Origin of the sequence: Brachyspira hampsonii (genome assembly GCF_001746205.1) — a bacterium.
In the GTDB taxonomy this organism is placed as follows: domain Bacteria; phylum Spirochaetota; class Brachyspiria; order Brachyspirales; family Brachyspiraceae; genus Brachyspira; species Brachyspira hampsonii_B.
Map to the genome: position 1 here is coordinate 43,463 of NZ_MDCO01000001.1, position 21,944 is coordinate 65,406.

A 21,944-nucleotide genomic window follows, 5' to 3' on the forward strand; every position below is an offset into this window, starting at 1 on the left:
AACAATGAATATAAATTTTGAAATAAAATATATAAAACTTTTTGTATTGTCAGCATGTATAGGTGCTGTTGTGGGTTTTATAGTCTCTATTTATAGATTAATATTGTATAGATTAAGTGTTAATGTATTTTATGTTTCAAATTTTATATTTGATAGATGGTATTATCCTATACTCCTTTTTATATTTCTTATAGCTATGGGCTGTCTTATAGGCTATATATTAACGCAGTACCCCCAGATAAGAGGTGCAGGAGTTCCTCAAATAAAATATTATATATCGCTTCATGAACCCAAAAATATATTTTTTGAAATTTTATTCAAACTTTTCGGCAGTATGATATCTTTTGCAAGCGGTATTTCTCTTGGAAGAGCGGGTCCTTCTATGCATGTTGGTATGCTTGTAGGGCTTTTCTTTCATAAATATTTTTCTAAATTATCAAAATATAGAAGATATTTACTTGTTTCAGGTGCTTGTGCTGGAATGACTGCTACTTTCAGTGCTCCTTTTACCGGAATTGCTTTTTCTTTTGAAGAACTTGGCGAACAGAAAAACCATATAGTATTCGTATGCATAGTTTTTTCTTCAATAGCTTCAATATTGGTTGTGGAGCATATAGTAGGGCAGGGATTTATACTTAATTTTGATTTGCCTAAAATACTTGAAGTAAGACATTATATATCTATTCTTCCTTTTGGTATAATATGCGGAATACTTGCATCACTTTTAAACTTTCTTATGAATTTCTTTTCTAAGATGTATCAGAAAATTAAAAATGATATAATTCGTCCAGTTCCTGCTTTTTTACTTGCTGGTTTTATGATAATGTTTTTTCCTTATGTTTTAGGCAGCGGCGATTTGCTTATAGGAAGTATTGTTAAGGATAAATTTTCTGTTTCTATGCTTTTTATACTTATCTTTGTTAAACTTTTTTATACCTCTGTATGTGCCACATCTGGTGCTGTAGGCGGAGTATTTTTTCCTACATTTATACTTGGAGCTTCTATAGGATCTGTATATGATACATTTCTTATTAAATACTTTCCAGATTATGCTGTATACGGAGATTTATTTATACTGCTTGGCATAACTTCTCTTATGTCTGGTATTACGAGAACTCCTATAATGGTATGTATATTGATATTAGAAATATCAAATTCTATTTCAAACTTTTCAGCTCTGGTTATGACTGCTATTATATCATATATGGTTGCTAAAGTACTTGGTGTAACTTCGATATACGACCAAGACAAATAATGAATATAAAAATAAAGCAAATATGTGAAGTATTCCATCGGATACTTAAGTAAGTATATTTATGTATGAAAATGATTCAGCCAAAAAAGTTGATAATAAATTTTAAAAAATTATGAACTTTATTTTTTTATAAATTTATTTGCTAATTTATAAACTTGTTTTATTTCTTTTATTTCTAAATTCCAGCTATTTAATTCTTCTTCAATTAATTTTGGATATTTTTTGCTTATATCCCTTAAAGCATTACCTACAGATTTTCTAACATATTCGCTATTATCATGTTTTAGATTTGATAATCTTCTAATTGCTTCACTAGGATTTTCTTTGAAGTATGGTTTATTTGTCCATATTCTTAAACCTTCAGTTATAGCACGCCTTGTGTTAGGATTAGTATTATTCATCCATTCATCAATAATTGCTGTAGATTTTTCATATCCTAATATTTTACAGTGTTCATCAAAAGACTTTGCCAATATTTCCTGAACTCTCCAATTATTATCTTTAGAAACTACATCTTTCATAAAATTAAGAATTTCTTTGTTTTCGGATAAATAACCAAATAAAAATACAGAGTACATTCTTACTTGATACGAATCTGATTTATAAGCTGAGTATGCTGATTCTTTAATATCAGAATTATTATTAGATTTTAAATCATATAATGCCTTTTTTTCTATTTCTTTAAATCCGTTGGTTATTTCTGAAAATTCTTTTTCTAAATTGTTAATGTAGTCTTTCAACTATATTCTCCTGTAATATGACAATTATGATTTGAAGTTTAGATTGAAAAATACATGTATTTAATTAAATATATTTATATTGTTTTATTTGTATAACTTTTATTATCCAGCTATATCGCCGTATTCTATATTTCTTTCTCCGTCAATATATATTATTAATGAATGGTGTTTAAAATAATCCGGCTCAAATAGTATATGTAGTGTAGTATCCGGTCTTGTTTCATCTTCATCAAAATCTATTAATATTGTATCTATATATATAGCATTAAAAAAATCTTCTTCTTTTATAGGTATTGTTATTAATTCTCCGGATTGATTTTTATATGTGTTTTCATCTATTTGTTCATTAGTTATTACCCATTCTTCTGCTAATTCCAAACATTGTTTATCTATAAGAAAATCTGTAACATTTTTTTTATGTTCATCAATCCATTTCAATATTTCATTTATTTTATCTATATATTTTATAAGCATCTCGGATTTATTTGCTTCTTCTCCGAAATCTATTAATAATGATATTTTTTCATCATTCCATAAATCGCAGTCAGATTCATAAGAAAAGTAATCATTTTCATAAAAATCTTTTATAATCTTATTCTTCATAAATATCCTCTTGTGTTTATAAATCTTTATTTTTAAATATATTAATATATTGTTAATTTTCAAGTATTTATATTCTTTTTTTGGGCAGCTTCTATTATTATATTGCATATATTTTCATCACTGAAATACCCGCTGTCTATTGTAAGATTATAATTAACCATATCTCCCCATTCCATACCGGTATAATATTTGTAATAATTAGATCTGTATTTATCTGTATTTATTAATTGAGTTTCTACCTCCTCCATTTTCACTCCATATATTCCATATTCTTTTTTAATTCTTTCTATTCTGTTCTTATTATGTGCATGCACAAATACATTAAAGCATTTATGTTTTGTGTTTTTAAGTATAAAATTAGCACATCTTCCTATTATTACACAATTTCCTTTATTTGCTATATCTTTTACAACTTCGCTCTGTATTTCAAACATTTTATCCAAAGTGGAGTATTTTATTTGTCCTGAGAAAGGGCTTGAAAAATGTTCTTTATGAAATGCACTAAAAAAAAGGTTATCATTAGTGAATTTTTCTTCCATATTTTCTAAATATTGTTTGTTCATACCTGTTTTTTTTGCTACTATTTCTATAAACTCTTTATCATAAAAATTTATATTTAATTTATTAGCTATTAATTTTCCTATATTTCTTCCGCCGCTTCCGTACTGTCTGCTTATAGTTATAATAATATTATTCATAACAATCCCGTTTTTTAATTAATGTTTTTTATTATAATACAAAAAAAAAATTAAATCCATATTAATATATAGTAATTTTTTTATATTTTGGAAAAATGGTTTGATTTTTTTTGATTAATTGATATAATTTGTTTGGGAATATACTATTAAAAAATAATTATTCTTTTTAATATAAATACATAATTTGGAGGAAATAAATATGGCTGCTAAAACATTAGAAGAAGTTTTATATCAAATATTTCAAGGTGAATCAAATGCTGCAAATAGATATAGTTTATTTGGTAAAGCATCTAGCAATAAAGCTATTCAGAAAGTATTTTCAACAACATCATTGGCAGAGAAAATTCATGCCGAAAAAATGAGAAAATTGGCTTTGAGAAGCGGATTAGATATGAGTAAATTTGTGCCTCAGCTTAATCCTGTTGAACCTTCAGGTGATAAAGAAAATTTAGAAGCAGGTATAAAAGGAGAGGTTTATGAATCTACTATACTTTATCCTCAATTAGCACAGGTTGCTATAGAGCAGAAAAATAAGTTAGCTAGCGATACAGTAAATTCATTGGGTAAAGTTGAAACAGAGCATGCTAAACTTTTCCAAGATATTATAGATAATTTCTTGAATAAAGACGGAGATGTTACTTTTTATCTTTGTCCTAGCTGCGGCAACATTTATAGGGATAAAGCTCCTGAAACTTGTGAAACTTGCGGCGGTTCCGGAAAAATGTTTCAAAAATATTAATAACAGCATTTTTTTTGTTATTTTTATAATTAATATATTATTGACTTTATAATAAATTTATGTTAAATAATATAATATTGTAAAAAATAATTTAAAATTAAAGAGGTGAAGTATGAATCCATTAATAATAATCACCTCTGTTGTAGTTGCGTTTGTTTTTGGGTATATAACCCGTTTTGTTATAGCTAAAATAAAGCTCAATTCTACGGAGATAATAACACATAAATTGCTCCAAAGTGCAAGAGAGCAAGCAGAAAATGAGAGAAAGACTATACTTTCTGAGGCTAATTCTGAAATACAGAAGGAACGTAATAGATTAGAAAGCGAGAATAGAGACAGGAAAGCTGAAATTCAGAAATTAGAAAATAGAGTGCTACAACGAGAGGCTAATATCGATAAGAAGTCTCAATATTTAGAAAATAAAGAACATAATATTGAGAACAAAATGAAAAAAATAAAAGAGCAGGAGGATAAATTAGGTTTCGTAATACAAGAGGCAGAGAGAGAACTCGAGAGAATAGCGGGACTTACTAAAGAAGAAGCTAAGGCTGATTTGATTAAAAATATAGAAGAAGATGCAAAAAAATCTGCTACTAAAATAGTTGATAACATAGAAAAAAATGCTATAGAAACAGGAGAGAGAAAGGCTAGAGAAATTATAGTACAAACTATACAAAGGCTTTCTAGTGAAGTAGCTCAGGAAAGTTCTGTAACTTCAGTATCTTTACCTAGTGAGGAAATGAAAGGAAGAATCATAGGAAGAGAAGGAAGAAATATCAGAATGCTTGAGACACTTACAGGGGTTGATATTATCATAGATGATACTCCGGAAGCTGTTGTAATATCATGCTTCGATCCTGTAAGAAAGCATATTGCCAAAGTTTCATTAGAAAAACTTATTTTAGATGGAAGAATACATCCGGCTAGAATAGAAGAAGTTGTTGAGAGAACTAGGAGAGAGGTTGAAGATTCTATAATGGAAGCCGGTGAAAATGCTATTGTAGATTTGAATCTTACTACTATGCATCATGAATTGATAAGACATATGGGCAGACTCAAATATAGAACAAGTTACGGACAAAATATGCTTGCTCATAGTAAAGAGGTTGCTAATATTGCCGCTATGATAGCTGCTGAAATAGGTGCTAATATAGAAACGGCTAAGAGAGGTGCCTTTTTGCATGATATAGGAAAGGCTATAGAAACAGAAGGCGAGGGTTCTCATGCCATGAGCGGTGCTGATTTGGCTAAAAGATGCGGAGAAAAAGAAGAGGTTGTTAATGCTATAAGAGCACATCATAATGATGTTGATACTCAGACTGTTGAAGCTGTAATAGTAAAGGCTGCTGATGCTATTAGTGCTGCAAGACCCGGTGCTAGAAGAGAATCTTTTGAAAGCTATATTAAGCGTTTGGATAATTTAGAAAAGATTGCTGATAGTATAGAGGGGGTTGAAAAGTCATTTGCTATACAGGCAGGAAGAGAACTTAGGGTTATGGCTAAAAGTGATATGGTAGATGATGTTCATGCTAAACAAATAGCAAGAGATATTGCTAAAAGAATAGAAGATGAATTGAAATATCCTGGTATCATTAGAGTTACTGTTATTAGAGAAACTAGAGCAGTTGAAGTTGCAAGGTAAATAAAATGTCTGTGAAAAATATATTATGTCTTGGCGATATTATAGGTGTTACAGGACGTTATGCTATTAGAAGGCATTTAGAAGAGATAAAATTAGAAAATAATATAGATTTTACAATAGCAAATGGGGAAAATGCTGCCAATGGTATAGGCATTACTAGAGATACAGCAGCAGAACTTTTTAATTCCGGTATAGATGTGCTTACTTCCGGTAATCATATCTGGAATAATAGAGATGTTTTTGCTTTAATAGGAAATGAGCATCGTCTGCTTCGTCCTTATAATTATCCTAGTGATGCCCCAGGACTTGGCTACTATATATATGATATGTTAGATTGTAAGATTGGTGTGATTAATCTTATGGGTAGGACTTTCATGGAGGCATTGGATTGTCCTTTCAAAAAAGCCAATCTTGCAATTAAGCATATTAAAGAAAAAACTAATATTATCTTTATAGATTTTCATGCAGAAGCTACAGCAGAAAAAATAGCCTTTTCATATTATCTTGATGGGCAAGTTTCATGCATATTTGGAACGCATACTCATGTTCAAACTGCAGATGAAAAAATATTATCATCATACACTGCTTATATATCAGATTTAGGTATGTGCGGAAGTTATAATTCTGTTATAGGTATGAAAAAAGAACCTGCTATTGCAAGATTTGTCACCAAAATGCCTCATAGATTTGAAGTTGAAACTACAAGTCCTATGATTAATGGTATTGTGGTGCAAATTGACACTGCAACGGGTAAGGCTATTGCTATTAAAAGAATTAATTTAGTTTATCATAATGATATTGTGGAAAGACAAGAAAAATAAGAGAGAATTTTATGGAAGAAAATGAGAATAATCCTAAAATTTTTTTCAGACATTTTTTTATTTTCTATATAAAAGTGGCAGTAATTCATACTTTAACTTATATAGTTTTTGGAATATTATTTTCCAATATGTTTGATTACAGCGGTATATATAGTAATGATATAGTCTCTAATTTTATGAGAGGTTTTGAATCGCCTCTTACAGTTATAGGACCTTTTTTACAGCCTATAAGAGCAATATTCATAGCTATTGCATTATTCCCACTTAGAAAGATTATAGCTACCAAATTTGGTTGGTTTATAATATGGCTTATATTCGTATGTATAGGAATTATTTCTGCACCTTCATCAGCACCAAGTTCTATAGAAGGTTTGATATATACTCAGCTTCCTCTTGAATTTCATCTGCATAATTTACCTGAACTTCTTATTCAGACTTTTTCTTTTTCTATAATACTTTGGGTTGTGGAAATGCTTCCTCATACTGAAAAAGAATTTTCCAGCAGAGTATTCTTTCTTAAATTATTATTTGCAATACTTTATACTATGATAGGTATATTTTTAACTTCTATATGCGGAATAATTATAATGAATTTTCTAGAATTGGATTATAATAATGCTAAATTAGATAGGGGTACTGTTTCATATTTGACAGCAATATCTATATTAACCATTATTATATCGTATTCATTTTCTGATAAAGTTTATAAAAATAAATTATGGCTTTTTCTTACTATTCCATTAATATTATTATTATATATACTTTTCCCTTATGGTTATAATTATTTATTTAATACAGTATACAATAATAATATGTCTTTGATACCTTACAGTTTATCTGCTGTTTTAATGTCTATTATTTATTATCTTATTTTTGTAATCATTTATGGAAAATTAAAAAATATTGGTAAAAAGACTGACTTTGAAGAAAAAAATGATTCTGTATCTGATGATAAAGATGATTTGAAGTTAATAGAGATTAATGCAGATGATAATCAAGATGAAGACAAAGATGATATAAAATATATAGAGCTTAATTCAGATGATGAAAAATAATGAGATTCTATATAATAAACTCTTTATAAGACATAAAATAAAAAATGTCCTATAATTCAGCAACAATAATATTAAAATGTAGCATTTTTTTGTAGTAAATGTATTATTAGTATATTAAAAAGTTATTTTTTCTATAAATTGTATTAAATTTATATTATATGCTATATTTTTAACATTTACTTAAATATTTTTTGATGTATTATAAAATTAAATATTTGTTTTGAGTTAATTTATGAAAAAAATACTTTTTTGCTTATTATTGATATTTATAAATAGTTTATTTCTATTTTCAAAAGAAACTATAGAAAGAGATTTATCTTATAATCCAAACTTTAGTTCATCAAAATTTAAAGATTGGCTTTTAGTTGCTACTTTCAGTGGGGACAATGTACCAACATTACAATTTGTAGATAAAACTGAAAAGATGTATTGGGAGTCTTCTGATTCCAGCACAAAAGAATATGTATATAAGGGTAAAAATTCAAAAGCAGGTATATTCTTTATATCATCTATGACATACTATCAATACAGAGGATATAATCCTTTATATACAGAAAAAAGAAACAGAGATAACTCTGATGCTATGAAACGTTTTTATTTCTATAGATTTACAGGAAAGGGCGGCGGTATAATATCTTTAGATAATACTTTAGTTGCTGTAGATATATATACAAAATATGTGTATATATATGGCGTTCCTGTGGAAGAAGATAAAGTATTCGGAGTTGATGTGCCTACAAAATGGGGACCTTCAGATACTGTAAAATATAAAGGTTCTATCATGCCTTTTTATAAGTATGATCCTGTTGGACATGTAATGGATGATGGTACTATTGTTTTATATGATTTTTATCTCAATTCATTTTTAGATAAAGAAAACAGATATCAGCCTCTTTACAACAGTAAATATATCTATAAATAATTTTTATATACAAAAAGTTTTATTAACAAAAGCTATTACTTAAAGTGATAGCTTATTTTATTTCAGAAACGGATTTCAAGTATACTTTTGATATTTGCCAATCATTATCATTGATGAATTTTAAGTTATATTTCAATTTATCTGTAAATTCCGCTATTTTATTTTTCTGACACATTTTAAATCCGTCGCCTGTAAAATATTGACCTGTAATCCATTTCTGCTCTTTTTTTGTGTATAAACAGTAAAAAGCATCCTCTCCGAATGGAGGACTTATTCTTATATTGAATTTAGAATTTTTCGGTGGAATTATATAGTTTCTTTTAGCTTCTATTTTATTTTCGTACTTATTGTTTATGAAATTATTGAAGTCATTAGGATGCATTAATATCACATTTCCGTCATTCTGAAAAGCAAAAATATACAAATAACCTTCATTATTAGATCTGAAATTTAAAGTGAAAGATTCCCCTTCTATTATTTCGCCTTCATTATTTATTACATTTGTTTTATTTTCTAATGTGATTCTTTCTATCCTGAAATTTAAATATATGCCGTTTATAGGAGATTCCATAGCTTTAAATAATAGATTGGATAAATGAAATTCTAAATAAGTGCATATTTCCTGTATAGCTGATACGCTTTCAGTCTGATTCTTTAATTTGTATTCTTTAAGTGTATCACCTGTTGCCATATCCATAACTTTGAAATTGTATCTCATTTCATAAAGTTCTTCATCACTTTTTTCTTCTCCGTCTTTATCAATATTTTCAGTTTTTTCTCCTATTCCATATTCTATTAAATCACCTAAATCTTTTACCTCATTTGTAAGTACAATATCATTACTAAGCATAGTATTTGTAATATTATAATTGCTTAACATAGTATTAATATCATTTGAATTGATAGATATATTTTTGTTATTTGTGTTTGTTGCTTTTAATACTTTTTCACTATCCATTATAATAACTGCCTGAACTTTTAAATTTGATGCCACTATTAATCCTTCTTCCAAGCTAAGTTTATTTGTAGAGAATAGTTTTTTCTTTTCTCTGTCTACAGAAATAGAAGTTTTTTGTTTGAGATAAGCAAATCTATTTATTGTTCTTACAAACTCTTTTCTCATAGGCTCATTTGCTTTTAAGCTATGATCCAAATCTACAGTGGCTATAAGTAAAGTTTCTTTTGAATAAAGATTTAATGTTATTATAGTGATAATTAAAATGTATTTTAATGCCGTTTTCAAAATTACTCCTAATATTCAAGAGTAGGTTTTATTCCATTTTCTCTCTCATATACTTTTTCTAGCATATCCATTATTCTTGATAGATCATCAGAACTATAATATTCTATAACTATTTTACCTTCTTTTCCATTTTTATCTACAACATTAACTTTAGTAGAGAATATTTTTTCTAAATCATTTTCTAATTTTTTTATATTAGGATCTTTCTTATTTTCTTTTTTTATTTCATTTTTATTTTCTGTATTTTCTTCACTATTACTATCAGAGTTATTTGAAATATTATTCTTTCTTTCTTTTACTATTCTTTCACATTCTCTTACAGAGTATCCTTTTTCTACTATTTCTTTAGCAAATTCTTCTCTTTCATTTTCATCATTTAATGATAGTATAGCTCTTGCATGTCCTTCTGTTATTTTAGATTCTAATATCAAATTTTGTATATTTTCGCTTAAATCTAATATACGCATAGAATTTGATATTGTACTTCTGCTTTTTCCTACCCTTAAAGCCAATTCTTCCTGTTTTATATTCAAATCATATATTAATTTTTTATAACTTCTGGCAACTTCTATAGCATTTAAATCGGCTCTTTGTATGTTTTCAACTAGGGTAAGCTCAAGCATTTTAGAATCTGCTATATTTTCTAATACTAGTGCCGGAACTCTGTCTCTATTTAAGAATTTGAATGCTCTAAATCTTCTTTCTCCGGATATTATCTGATATTTTCCGTCTTTTTCTCTCAAAGTAATAGGATTTATAAGCCCATTTTCTTTTATAGATTCGGCAAGACCTCGTATTTCTTCTTCATTAAATACTTTTCTGGGCTGATCCGGATTAACATCTATGAGAGAGACATCTATTTCTAATACTCCTTTTTTTTCTGCCTCTTCGGCTGCTGTTCTTATTTCATTGTCAGTAGATTTTATTAATGCACTTAAACCCTGACCGCCAAGTCCGCCTTTTCTGCTCATATAAACCCTCTTAAATTTATTTAATTAACATAATTATATTATTTATTCACAACTTTTTCAAATTTAAAAAACTCTTCCGGGCCGCTGTCTATTCCTTCAAGTTTATTATATTCATTGTAGAAAGCAACTATATGAAAACCGCATTTATTTACATAGAAATTAATATTGCGTTTCTCAAAATATGGGGTATAACATGTCCAAGTTTTTGTATGCGGATATTTATTTTCTATAGCTTTCCAAGATAAATATCCTATTTTTTTATTCTGATGCTCTGGATAAGGAAAAAAGAAATGAAGTTCATTATTATTAGTTTCATTATTTATTTCTACTATTGCTCCGCCAACTTTTTCATTATCAAGAACTAAATGATAAGAATATACACTATTCATATTTAAAGATTCATCAATATCTTTTTCTTCTGGAATTTTATCCGTAATATTTTCTACAAAATATTTTTTAGCTCCAAATATGAATGATTCTTGTAATTTATTTTTAAATATAAAAATATCTTCTTTTTTCACATCTTTTAAAATAATATTATTCATTCAATAATATCCTTATGCTAAAATACTAATTATTTAGATTTTTCAATAAACTCTTTGGCAAATTCTTTATAGCTTCTAGCTCCCACGCAATCTTTGTCATAATCGCCTATAGCTTTACCATAAGAAGGAGCCTCACTTAATCTTACATTTCTAGGTATCATAGTTTTATATGTTTTTTCTTTAAAGAAATTGACAACTTCTTTAACTACATCTGATGCCAATTTAGTTCTTGCATCATACATAGTAAGAAGAACTCCTTCAATTTTTAATTCTTTATTAAGGTTTTCTTTTACAAGTGCTATTGTATTATTAAGTTCAGCAACCCCATCTAAAGCATAGAACTCGCACTGTATAGGTATAAGAACAGAATCAGCAGCAGTCAATGCATTAAGTGTTAATATACCCAAAGTAGGAGGGCAGTCTATAATAATATATTCATAGTCATTTTTTACAGTTTCTACAGCCTTTTTTAATTTGTATTCTCTGGCTATTTCATTAACAAGTTCTATCTGGGCACCTACCAAATCAGAGTCTGCTGGTATTAAAAATAGATTTTCCTGATATGTAGGCATTATTACTTCTTTTGCTTCAGCCTGTCCTATTAATAAATCATATACGCTTTTTTGCATTTTATCTCTTGTAATGCCGATACCCAAACAAGCATTTGCCTGAGGGTCTATATCTATAAGAAGTGTTTTATGACCCATTTTTGCTATATTGGCACTTAAATTAACGGCTGTAGTTGTTTTTCCTACTCCGCCTTTCTGATTGACTATGGCTATAACTTTAGACATAAATATATCCTTAAACTAAAAACTATCATGAAATTATATTATTATATCAAAATCGGGCATTTTATCAAGTTTTTTATTGTCTAATTTTATACTTAAAAATATATAAAATACGCATAAAGTATTGATAAATAAATATTATTTTATATACTAATTTGATGAATTATATAAAGTTTTAAAAATATATAGAGAAACTGATTATTATAATATTTATCGTTTATGTATTTTATATGATCGTTTAGCTGACCAATGTAGATATGATGAGACCTTGGAAATTTATGAACTAGCTTTAGAAAAAGAAGATAGTGAATATATTACAACATATAGAATGGAAAGATTAGGAGAGCTATATTGTTACAATGATAGATATTATGATGCTATAAAAGCATTTAATAAAGCTATTGAGATGAATGAAAATGATTTTTATGATTATGTTTTTTTAGCATTATCTTATTTAAATGTAGAAGATTATGATAATGCAATATATTTTTATGAAAGAGCCATTGACAGGTATTACGATAATCCTTATTTGTGGAATGATTATGGTGTTGCTCTTGGAAGAGTTGGAAGAAAAGAAGAAGCAAAAGAAGCGTATAGAAAAGCATTGTAGTTAGACCCAGATTATGAATTAGCTAGGAATAATCTTCAAAATTATAATTCAGAAAGTGATATAGTTTCTGACATATTTAAGGGTCTAGGTAATTTTTTTAAATAATTCTTTTTAAGTCAAAAATAAAAAGGCAGGAGCTTTTTATTAAATCTCTTGCCTTTTATACTTATTATAGTTCTTCTATTTCTTTTATAGTTAAACCTGTTAATTCACTAATAAGATTAAAATCCATATTCTTATTTTTCATATTTTTTGCCATATATATTTTTGTTTCTTTAATCCCTTCTTCTCTGCCTTCTTCTTTAGATCTTTTTAAATCTAATTCTATACTTTTATTAAAAAAATAAGTATCTACTTCTCTTTTTTTATACTTATCAATTACAGGAGTTTCATTTACAAAAGTTAGACATTTTTTTTCTACTTCTTCAAATATTGTATTTTCTTTCATTAAGATAGACATATCTTCTCCTTTAAAGAATTTTATCCAAGAAATAAATTCATTATGTATATTATTTAAATCATCTGATTTTGGAATATTTTTTAAATTAAATTTAGGAAGCTCTAGGCACATCCCACCTTAGGTGCAAAATGTAATTGACAATGCTTTGTAAGTATTTTATTATTATTTAATTCTTTTAAAACATAACAGTTATGTACTTTATCTTCATCTGTAAGAATAAAGTTTGTAATATTTATACTTACAGTAGGATTTAATTCATCGTAAATTCCACCTCTGTTTAGGCTGCTGCTATAATTATAAGCCCAATAATACAAAGCTCTTTTAATAAAATCTTCATTTCCTCTAGCTTGTATTTCTATTAATACAGTTATGCCTATTTCAGTTGTTGCCTTTATATCAAGACGACTGCCCACCTTCGGTGCTATTGATTCTTTTTCATCGTAGTTTTCAGCTATATTAAATGGATTTAGTATTTCTATTTTTTCAAAAGTAGCAAAATTTAGATCTTTAAATGCTGAATTAATAAAATGTAAAGCTATATTTTCATTTCCACTATGAGAAAACAGATAGCGTATAAAGTAATCATTAATTCTATTTAAATTATTAACAGTGATAGGTTCATTTAATATCTGCTTTAATTTTTCTAAATCTTTCATAATTTCATTATACTAGATTAATTATAAATTTAAATATAAGATTAATAAAAAGTTTTTAGGAGTTTGGGTTTTTATATATAAAATGTTTAAATTTATATATGTTTAATTTTATGTTAAAAATATAATTATATTAGATTATATATTTTTTTTGCTGTATTGACAAAATTTTTATAATATATATTATAGGGGTATATTGTATTATAACAATATATAGGAGGTTTATATGATTAATAAAAAAAGAATTGTAAAATTTATATTGTCAATGGTGCTTATTTCATTAGCATCTTTATTTTTGACATCATGCTCATCATTATTTAACTCAGCGTCAAAATTCAGACCTTATGATTTAAGAGGTACTTGGAGAAATAGTGATAATTACAGTCAAAGATTTACTATTTCTTCCTATGGTATATTAACTTTTTATAACGATGATGGTTCGTATAGCACTCATTATATTGAGAATTGGGATAATGAGAAATATAATGAAAAAAGTTATTATGAGTTAATTATACCTAATCTTCCAATTTTAGGAAATATTACATTTTATTTTACAAGTGATAGAGAATGTGAAATAAGTTATGGAAGTGTATCTGGTATAACTTATTATTTTGAAAAAACAAATTAAGTTTATCAAAACAAAATGCTGCATAAAATAATTCTGCAATTTTTAATCATCTAGATTTGGTTGTGTTTGGAATTGTATTTATGATGGGCTTACAAATGATAGCTTTGCAATATGAACTATGGCATATTATTTGACGGCAGTTCTAGAATCTGCTCTGGATAGTTTAGCTTTTAACTAGATAAAATTGAGAATTAGATAAAAATAAAGAGATAAGTTTATATTTTGTTGAATTAGATTTTTCTGTAAACTTCTACTTCTAAATATGATGCAGTTATATTTAATTTAAAAATAGTAGTTAATGTGAGATTATTGCTAGAGATATTCTTTGAGGAGTTAAGCATTCAAAAAAGAATGTATTGTATTAGATTTGTTTAAAAACTAATTTTTTGTAATTTAGTGTGTACTAGACATGCGAAGCACACAGCGTTACTTCGTAAACTCTCGCTCCTTTTGTGACGCTGTCCGTTGAAGCGAAAGACTATATATTTATATATTAAAATAATGTTTTAAAACATGCAGAACATTATTTTATGATTGATAAATTGTTAAATTTTTATATATAATCTTGTAAATTTGTTTTGAAATAAGTCTAATATAGTGTATGTATTATTTTATGCTTTAAATTAATAAAATTTTTATTGTTTTGTAATATTAACAAATATTTTATATTTTCAATAATTATCTGAGGAATTGGCTGAAATCAAATGTATATGATATAGAAGCACCTATTCCAAAATAAAATCCTGTTGATAATTGCTCTAAATAAGGTGTAAAGTTTAGTGACAAGCTTGCATCACTGTTTAAAACTAAATAAAGACCTACGCCTAAATGATTAAGATATAATAGGGCATTATTATAAAAGTCATATGCAAAATGATATTCTAAATATATACCCGCTAAAGAGAATCCAAATAATGATCCTGGATAAACACCAAAAGCTGTTTTTAATCTTATAGATTCAACAACTCCTCTAGGATCATCAAAATACATAGGAAGCTCAAAATTAAAGAATGCTGTAAAAAAGTCTCCTAGCCCTATTAAATAATGAAGCTGCGGATTAAGTCCGAATTTCTGTTTAGATGATCCGGGAAATAATACCTCAACTGCTCCTATGAATCCGTTAAAAAATTGAAATCTAGGCATTATAGAAAATTGAGGCTGTCCTTCCACACCTACACCTATTTCCGGAATATAAGTGATTGGAACTATTCTTGCAAATATATCTAAATTTCTAAGTATTCCAAAATTTATCATTAAAGGACTTGATAAAGTATATTTTTTTGTACCTATTCTATCATTATTGAGATAGAGAGTTCCTCCAAGACGAAGTGCTCCTGTCATACCGGTATACATCTTGTATGGAAAAGAATAAGCTAATGCTGATAATATCAACATTAAAATAAATGTGAATAAAAACTTTTTCATATATTATATCTTCTTATTTATATAGTAATACACTTTATACTATACTAATATAATATATTATGTAAAAAATATCAATAAATAAATATGATAAGTAATACAATAAAATTTAGTATTTATAAAAAAATTAGTCCTAAATTTGACTTTTAAATTATGTATGATATAATATATTTTAAGTTCATCGGAGGACCTATTGGGAAATAAAAAATACCGAAGGTTGGATAAGATGTCTAATTAGCAGATTTTTCTTTTCCAGCCTTTTATTTTTTGCAGGAGTGTAGACTATGGATATACTTAAAACGGATGTGAAAGAAATATTTTTTAAGTATTTATATGCTAGTTTTGGAAGTGCTTTAATAGTTGCTATTTATTCTATAGTCGATGTTGCTATGGTTGGACAGTATGAGGGTGATAATGGGGCTGCTGCTTTGGCTGTATTTGCTCCTATATGGAATATAATATACAGCATAGGCATGTTATTTGGTATAGGAGGTTCTGTTCTTTTTAGTAAGGCAAGAGGCTCTGGAGAGTATGAAAAATCAAATATTTTCTTTACTTCTTCATTCATTGCTTTATCAATAGTTATATTTATAGTTTGGATTTTATCAATAATATTTGAAGATAATATACTTTATTTTTTCGGGGCTGATGATGTACTTTTAATATTGGCTAAAAGATATTTTCTTCCTATAAAGATAATTTTCCCTTTATTTGCTTTCAGTCAATTTTTTGCGGCATATCTTAGGAATGATAATGCTCCTATGAAAGCAACTGCTGCTGTTATTGCTGGCGGTATATTTAATGTATTTGGAGATTATTTTTTTGTATTTGTATGCGATATGGGTATATTCGGTGCTGGGCTTGCTACTGCTATAGGACAGGTTATTACGGCCTCAATTTTAATATCTCATCTATTTACAAAAAAGAATACTTTAAAATTTGTAAAAGTAAATAAATTATTTTCACTATCAAAAAATATTGTGTTAATCGGTTTTTCTACATTTTTTATAGATATAGCAATGGGAATACTATCTTTAATGTTTAATAATCAGATAATGAAATATTTTAACTCTTCTGCATTGGCAGTTTATTCTGTTATAATAAATATTAACATATTAGTTCAGTCATCAGCCTATGCAATAGGACAAGCAGCACAGCCTATAATATCTGCTAATCTTGGAGCAGGCAATATAAATAGAATAAAATCGGCAGTAAAATATGGTATATTTACAGCCTTAATATTGGCTATAGTATCTACTTTATTTACATATTTCAATACAGACTTTTTAATGAAAGCATTTATGAAGCCTTCAGATGAAGCTTTGAGTATATCAAAAAATATTATGAGAGCCTATTTTATATCATTTTTAATACTTCCTTTTAATGTATATGCTGCATACTATTTTCAGGCTATAATGAAACCAAAGATATCATTTATAATTGCAATATTAAGAGGACTTATAATAAGCGGTATTTTAATATTTGTAATGCCTTTAATATTTGTAAGAGATATTATATGGTATGTTATGCCTATTACAGAAGTTTTGACTTTTATAGTAACAGCAGTATTTTTTATAAAATATAGAACTTCAAAATAATTACATATTTTATAATTATGAAATCGAATATGATTATTTAGTATATAAAAATAGAATAAAGACATTAACAATAAAGATTTGTATTTAATTAATGCAGATGTATATACACTTTTTATTTATTTGAATGATTTTTAGATATTATAAACAGTATATATATATATACAATTATAAAACAATATTTATATCTAATAGTATTAACTTTAATAAATTACTTCCGATAATAAGTTGTATATTTAATAAGGTTAATAATTTATGTATTTTAATGTTAGAATCGGCTCTAAAATATTCTATGGCATCATATTAGTTGGAATAGCTTTTATGGTATATGTATTTGTATTTAGTTCTAAAGGATTTCTTACATTAGATGCTAAAAAAATTATTATAGAAAGTAAGAAAAAGAAAGTTGAAGAGTTAAATAGAAAAAAAATTCAGATATCAAATAATATAGAAAGGTTAAAAACTGATAAAGAATATATATTATCTTATGCTAAAACATTTGGGTATTTAGATGATACTAAAAATGAAAAGATTATAAAGATTATTAGAAATGATAATAATGAAGAAGTAAAAAATACAGATATGCATTCATCATCGGATATAAAGGAGAGTGATAATTATTACCTTAATATCAAAGGAGCTTTAATATTGGCATCAATGATAGCAGTCTGTTTCATAACATATTTACTTCTTATAAATAAAAATTTACTTCCCAAATTAAAAAAGAAAAAAATAATTATTTCCAGAGGTTAAGCTATAAACTGAAATTGTTTAGTAGTGTGAGTTTTTGTACATTTTTAGTATAAAAATAGTATCCTATTATAATATTTTTATATATAAAACGAATAAAAATTATATTAAAGAATTTAAATTACAAATATAATTATATTAACTTTATTTTTCTTTAAAATTAAAGAGGGTGATTTAAAGAAAATACAAATCCTGCATCTTTATTTATCGGTTCATAAAAAGGTACAAAGCTGAAAGTAAATCCGTCATTTTTTTTCTTACCAAAGACTCTTTGATAACTGTCATAAGCAACCGCAGCTCCGCAAAATAAACCTGCTGTTATTTCAAATAATGTGGTTGATATCCATAAAGTTTTATATCTGCTTCTTCCTGTAGTTGAAGTGGCAACATTTGAATTTTCTATAGATGTTAAGCCTATTGTTAAATAAGTAGCATAAGTGTATGAGAAGAATGCTGTTAAAATAAAGGTTACTTCTGTATATCTGAAAGGATTGCTTTTTGTAGTATCTTCTATTAGAACAGGAGAACTTATAACACCATTTTGTTTTATAATATTTGTACCTTCCATATTGAAGAATGATTCAATACTGTTAGTATTTATATCATATTCTGTTTTTAATTGTTCATTTGTTTCTATTACAGGTTTTTTTTCTGTATTATTATTTTCATTAGTTCCGTATTCTTTAGCTATATCTGAAAAATAAAAAGCACCGAAGAATGTGTTTGATATGATAAATAATATTGCTATGATTTTTGTACTCATTATAATATAAAAAATGCTCCAAATGTAAATTCTAATCCTGTAAGATTGACTGTTTTTATTTGTTCCGGTATAGAAACTTCATTACCATCACTGAAAACACCCAAATTAATAGGATTAGTGTAAAATCTATATCCGATTCCTAAATTTAATCCTATAGTATCTGTAATATTATACTGTAAAGAAGCTATAGCCCCTGCACCAAACATAATATCCCTTGAATCTATTTTAGATCCGTTTTTCAAATAGCTATAATTATCAGTATAGTAATTTCCGCCAATTATTTCTCCTATAGTTGTGAAAGATATTCCCATACCTATATATGGAGAAATTATCAATCTTAAAACTTCCTGATATAAATTTATATTAATATCAAAATTAAATCTGGTATCTACTGCATAACTTGATTTAAAAAAGTCTCCGAATAATATACCTATACTTAAATTTGGCGAAAATAATACGCCATTGTATCCCATTTTTATATGTGCTCCTAAAGCATATTCATTCTTTTTTAATGATATTTTCATCTTTCCTTCATCTGGTCTTAAGCTGCTCTGATATATTTTTTCAGTATTCTGTATATTATAAGAGGCATAATTTAAGAATATTCCAAAACCAAAATCGCCTATAACAGTTTCTCTTGCAATATCTCCTACCTGTATATTATTTCCTCTTGATATTTTTGCTATAGAATATTCATTATTAAGTTCTTTTATTCTTAAAGTACCTTTATAATTATATCCTCCGCTTATTACATTACCTGAAGGAAGTATTATATCTTCTTTTTGTGAATAAACTTTAAATCTAGTTTTTGAATTTACTCCATGATTTTTACCAGCAAGCAGTATAACATTTCCGCCGTCCACATCGGCTACTTTTAATGTTATTTTAAATATGCTTCTCATTTTGTTTTCAACTTTATATGCTAAATCATTGCAGGCATCATCAAAAATACTTTCTCTTAAAGAATAAGAAGGGTATATACTAGTGCTGTAATACGAAGAACCTTCTAATTTTGAAGAGTAAAGTATTTTAGTAGTTTCAACATCCACTATCTGAAGCACCATTTCAACTGTAGAATATAAACTAAAACTTCCGTCATCATTATATTCTGCAGTAACATTGGCAGATACTATTTTTCCGGTTACAGCTTTTGAATAACCGTATATTTTACCAACTTCAATTACTTGTTTTTCGGTGATTCCTGTTAATTGAAGTTCCATTTCTTTTAAATATTTATCTAAGTTTTTCCTATCTACTATATTGAATCTATTCATTCTTGTTAATGAATTTTCTATTAATGATGTCATTTTAGTACCTAAACCTTTTCCATATCCTGATGAGGTACTTTCTATTTCAAATATAGCTATATTCTCTTTTTCATAAGTTTCGCCTATTTCTTTTATTGTCTGCTGAGAGAACAGTATAGATGGTAGTATTAGTATTAATAATATAATTCTTTTTATCAACATTTTAATATACAGTTTTATTTTTATTAGTTTAATACTATACATGTTATATTCTTAGAATAAAAAAGTCAAATTTATACAGTTTTATTCTTGTTGATAAATTATTAAAAAGAATATATATTATATTGTATTAATAAAAAGGAGTATAAGAATTATGAATGAAAATAGTATAAAATATAGTTCTGCAGGAAATTTGGTATGTTTAACTATGAATAAATCATATAATATAACTAGTTTAAGTATAGATGAGAGTCTTTTAGTAAAAGATCAGAAAGAATTATTAGAGGAGATGATAAGTTCGAGCATTAATGAAGTTGTTTCAAAAGTAAATGAATTAAGAAAAAAGCTAGATGATGAAGAAGATTCTGATAGTACTGCAGAACAAGTTAAGCAGAAGCCTAATTTATTTAATATGAATTTTAAAGATATGAATCAGATGTTTAATGATATAAGCAAAATGACTTCTGTAGAATATAAAGACGGTAAAATAAATATTTCTTTAGATTCTATAACTCCTGACATGATATCAAAGATGAATGATATGATGAATAATATGAATAATAAAAATGATGATGACAATAATAATAAGGAATAATTATTTTGAATAATATACAATCCTTAGATAAACTTACACAGATAATAGCAAGACTTCCGGGAATAGGTACTAGAACAGCTATGAGGCTTGCATTGTATTTATTCGACTGCGATGATGAATATTTAAAAGAATTTGCAGATGTTCTGCATTCTTTGCATGAAAATATTAAGCTATGCAATGTATGCTATAGTTTGAGTGATAATGATATTTGTGATATATGCAGTAATGATAAAAGAGAGCATAATAAAATATGTATTGTAGAATCATATCCAGATATGCTTGCTATAGAAAAAACAGAAGAATATAATGGAGTTTATCATATATTAGGAGGACTTATATCTCCGCTTAAAGGTATTGGTATAAGCGATATAAGGATAAAAGAACTTATATCAAGAATTAATAAAAATAATATAGAAGAAATAATGATAGCATTCAGTGCATCTTTAGAAGCTGATACAACTGCATCATATATTTATAAAACATTAAAAGACAATAATTTTAACGGTAGGATAACGCGTATTACTTATGGAATTTCTTTAGCAAGTGATATAGAAAATGCAGATTCCAGATCTTTAGCCAGAAGTATTTTAGACAGAGTAGATATGAATTAATTTTTTAATTATTATAGTTTAATTAAATGAAAAATTAATATATTATCTATAGGCGGATCCAATATAGATATACAAGGATTTTCAAAAGAAAGAATACTTTTAAAAGAATAAAATCCAGGAAAAATAAAAGTTTGTGCAGGCGGAGTATAAAGAAATATTATTAATAACTTATCGAATATAGGATTAAAGAATATGAAATTTATTACTTCTATAGGATATGATATTTTCGGGTATATACTTCTTAATAATATAAAATCATTTGAAGCTGATGTCTCTTATTATACTAAGAAATGCATATATAGCTATTATTAATAATGACGGATATATGGAAATAGCTATGTATGAATGTAGTATTAATAAATATGC

22 protein-coding genes and 1 pseudogene are annotated in these 21,944 nt (G+C 26.7%); 12 read left to right on the forward strand and 11 right to left on the reverse strand.

Annotation, left to right across the window (positions count from 1 at the left end; translation table 11 throughout):
* Nucleotides 1-4: 4 nt before the first annotated feature.
* Nucleotides 5-1,255 carry a chloride channel protein gene (locus BFL38_RS00170; protein WP_069725161.1) on the forward strand — a complete coding sequence of 417 codons (1,251 nt, stop codon included), beginning with the start codon at nucleotides 5-7 and terminating at the stop codon, nucleotides 1,253-1,255.
* Nucleotides 1,256-1,374: 119 nt separating this feature from the next.
* On the opposite strand, the gene BFL38_RS00175 is transcribed toward BFL38_RS00170, so the two are convergent.
* From BFL38_RS00175 to BFL38_RS00185, 3 genes are all read right to left on the reverse strand, one after another.
* Nucleotides 1,375-1,995, reverse strand: a complete 621-nt coding sequence (locus BFL38_RS00175; protein ID WP_069725162.1) for a DNA alkylation repair protein — start codon at nucleotides 1,993-1,995, stop codon at nucleotides 1,375-1,377.
* Between the two features lie 102 nt (nucleotides 1,996-2,097).
* Nucleotides 2,098-2,598 (reverse strand): DUF2262 domain-containing protein, encoded by a 501-nt coding sequence (locus tag BFL38_RS00180; RefSeq protein WP_069725163.1) that lies wholly within the window; start codon nucleotides 2,596-2,598, stop codon nucleotides 2,098-2,100.
* Nucleotides 2,599-2,657: 59 nt separating this feature from the next.
* Complete coding sequence (locus tag BFL38_RS00185; protein WP_069725164.1) at nucleotides 2,658-3,296, reverse strand: cytidylate kinase-like family protein; 639 nt, start codon at nucleotides 3,294-3,296, stop codon at nucleotides 2,658-2,660.
* A 199-nt stretch (nucleotides 3,297-3,495) separates the two neighbouring features.
* Between BFL38_RS00185 and BFL38_RS00190 the strand changes: the two genes are divergently transcribed.
* From BFL38_RS00190 to BFL38_RS00210, 5 genes are all read left to right on the forward strand, one after another.
* Entirely contained in the window at nucleotides 3,496-4,035 is a 540-nt protein-coding gene (locus BFL38_RS00190; protein ID WP_069725165.1) for a rubrerythrin family protein, read from the forward strand.
* 112 nt (nucleotides 4,036-4,147) lie between these two features.
* A complete protein-coding gene (gene rny / locus BFL38_RS00195; protein ID WP_069725166.1) occupies nucleotides 4,148-5,677 on the forward strand; it encodes a ribonuclease Y in 1,530 nt (509 codons plus the stop codon).
* Between the two features lie 5 nt (nucleotides 5,678-5,682).
* On the forward strand, nucleotides 5,683-6,498 hold the full coding sequence (locus BFL38_RS00200) for a TIGR00282 family metallophosphoesterase (RefSeq protein ID WP_069725167.1): 816 nt from the start codon (nucleotides 5,683-5,685) through the stop codon (nucleotides 6,496-6,498).
* A gap of 11 nt (nucleotides 6,499-6,509) precedes the next feature.
* Nucleotides 6,510-7,553 carry a hypothetical protein gene (locus BFL38_RS00205; RefSeq protein WP_069725168.1) on the forward strand — a complete coding sequence of 348 codons (1,044 nt, stop codon included), beginning with the start codon at nucleotides 6,510-6,512 and terminating at the stop codon, nucleotides 7,551-7,553.
* Between the two features lie 232 nt (nucleotides 7,554-7,785).
* Complete coding sequence (locus BFL38_RS00210; protein ID WP_069725169.1) at nucleotides 7,786-8,475, forward strand: hypothetical protein; 690 nt, start codon at nucleotides 7,786-7,788, stop codon at nucleotides 8,473-8,475.
* A gap of 52 nt (nucleotides 8,476-8,527) precedes the next feature.
* On the opposite strand, the gene BFL38_RS00215 is transcribed toward BFL38_RS00210, so the two are convergent.
* Genes BFL38_RS00215 through BFL38_RS00230 form a run of 4 tightly spaced genes read right to left on the reverse strand, consistent with a single transcriptional unit; the run spans nucleotide 8,528 to nucleotide 12,028 of the window.
* Complete coding sequence (locus BFL38_RS00215) at nucleotides 8,528-9,718, reverse strand: DUF4384 domain-containing protein (RefSeq protein WP_069725170.1); 1,191 nt, start codon at nucleotides 9,716-9,718, stop codon at nucleotides 8,528-8,530.
* 8 nt (nucleotides 9,719-9,726) lie between these two features.
* Entirely contained in the window at nucleotides 9,727-10,689 is a 963-nt protein-coding gene (locus BFL38_RS00220; RefSeq protein WP_069725171.1) for a ParB/RepB/Spo0J family partition protein, read from the reverse strand.
* Between the two features lie 38 nt (nucleotides 10,690-10,727).
* Entirely contained in the window at nucleotides 10,728-11,234 is a 507-nt protein-coding gene (locus BFL38_RS00225; RefSeq protein ID WP_069725172.1) for a GNAT family N-acetyltransferase, read from the reverse strand.
* Nucleotides 11,235-11,263: 29 nt separating this feature from the next.
* Nucleotides 11,264-12,028 (reverse strand): ParA family protein, encoded by a 765-nt coding sequence (locus BFL38_RS00230; RefSeq protein WP_069725173.1) that lies wholly within the window; start codon nucleotides 12,026-12,028, stop codon nucleotides 11,264-11,266.
* Nucleotides 12,029-12,293: 265 nt separating this feature from the next.
* Here BFL38_RS00230 and BFL38_RS00235 point away from each other — a divergent pair, with 265 nt between their 5' ends.
* Nucleotides 12,294-12,635, forward strand: a complete 342-nt coding sequence (locus BFL38_RS00235; protein WP_069725174.1) for a tetratricopeptide repeat protein — start codon at nucleotides 12,294-12,296, stop codon at nucleotides 12,633-12,635.
* 169 nt (nucleotides 12,636-12,804) lie between these two features.
* On the opposite strand, the pseudogene BFL38_RS00240 reads toward BFL38_RS00235, so the two are convergent.
* Nucleotides 12,805-13,751, reverse strand: a pseudogene (locus BFL38_RS00240) (Rpn family recombination-promoting nuclease/putative transposase).
* A 223-nt stretch (nucleotides 13,752-13,974) separates the two neighbouring features.
* On the opposite strand from BFL38_RS00240, the gene BFL38_RS00245 reads away from it, so the two are divergent.
* Nucleotides 13,975-14,376 (forward strand): hypothetical protein, encoded by a 402-nt coding sequence (locus tag BFL38_RS00245; RefSeq protein ID WP_069725175.1) that lies wholly within the window; start codon nucleotides 13,975-13,977, stop codon nucleotides 14,374-14,376.
* A 678-nt stretch (nucleotides 14,377-15,054) separates the two neighbouring features.
* Here the strand turns inward: BFL38_RS00245 and BFL38_RS00250 are convergent.
* Nucleotides 15,055-15,801 (reverse strand): hypothetical protein, encoded by a 747-nt coding sequence (locus BFL38_RS00250; protein ID WP_069725176.1) that lies wholly within the window; start codon nucleotides 15,799-15,801, stop codon nucleotides 15,055-15,057.
* Between the two features lie 281 nt (nucleotides 15,802-16,082).
* Here BFL38_RS00250 and BFL38_RS00255 point away from each other — a divergent pair, with 281 nt between their 5' ends.
* Together BFL38_RS00255 and BFL38_RS00260 are read left to right on the forward strand one after the other, a co-directional pair.
* On the forward strand, nucleotides 16,083-17,396 hold the full coding sequence (locus tag BFL38_RS00255) for an MATE family efflux transporter (protein ID WP_069725177.1): 1,314 nt from the start codon (nucleotides 16,083-16,085) through the stop codon (nucleotides 17,394-17,396).
* Between the two features lie 252 nt (nucleotides 17,397-17,648).
* Nucleotides 17,649-18,146 (forward strand): septum formation initiator family protein, encoded by a 498-nt coding sequence (locus BFL38_RS00260; RefSeq protein ID WP_069725178.1) that lies wholly within the window; start codon nucleotides 17,649-17,651, stop codon nucleotides 18,144-18,146.
* A gap of 157 nt (nucleotides 18,147-18,303) precedes the next feature.
* Here BFL38_RS00260 and BFL38_RS00265 read toward each other — a convergent pair whose 3' ends face one another.
* Together BFL38_RS00265 and BFL38_RS00270 are read right to left on the reverse strand one after the other, a co-directional pair.
* Nucleotides 18,304-18,906: a hypothetical protein gene (locus tag BFL38_RS00265; RefSeq protein WP_069725179.1), complete on the reverse strand. Its 603-nt coding sequence runs from the start codon at nucleotides 18,904-18,906 to the stop codon at nucleotides 18,304-18,306.
* Entirely contained in the window at nucleotides 18,906-20,375 is a 1,470-nt protein-coding gene (locus BFL38_RS00270; protein ID WP_069725664.1) for a CsgG/HfaB family protein, read from the reverse strand. The genes BFL38_RS00265 and BFL38_RS00270 overlap by 1 nt, the downstream gene beginning before the upstream one ends.
* 151 nt (nucleotides 20,376-20,526) lie before the next feature.
* Here BFL38_RS00270 and BFL38_RS00275 point away from each other — a divergent pair, with 151 nt between their 5' ends.
* Both BFL38_RS00275 and recR read left to right on the forward strand, forming a co-directional pair.
* Nucleotides 20,527-20,967 carry a YbaB/EbfC family nucleoid-associated protein gene (locus tag BFL38_RS00275; protein WP_069725180.1) on the forward strand — a complete coding sequence of 147 codons (441 nt, stop codon included), beginning with the start codon at nucleotides 20,527-20,529 and terminating at the stop codon, nucleotides 20,965-20,967.
* Nucleotides 20,968-20,972: 5 nt separating this feature from the next.
* Nucleotides 20,973-21,578, forward strand: coding sequence for a recombination mediator RecR (recR, locus tag BFL38_RS00280; RefSeq protein WP_069725181.1), 606 nt, complete (start codon nucleotides 20,973-20,975; stop codon nucleotides 21,576-21,578).
* Nucleotides 21,579-21,944 lie beyond the last annotated feature (366 nt).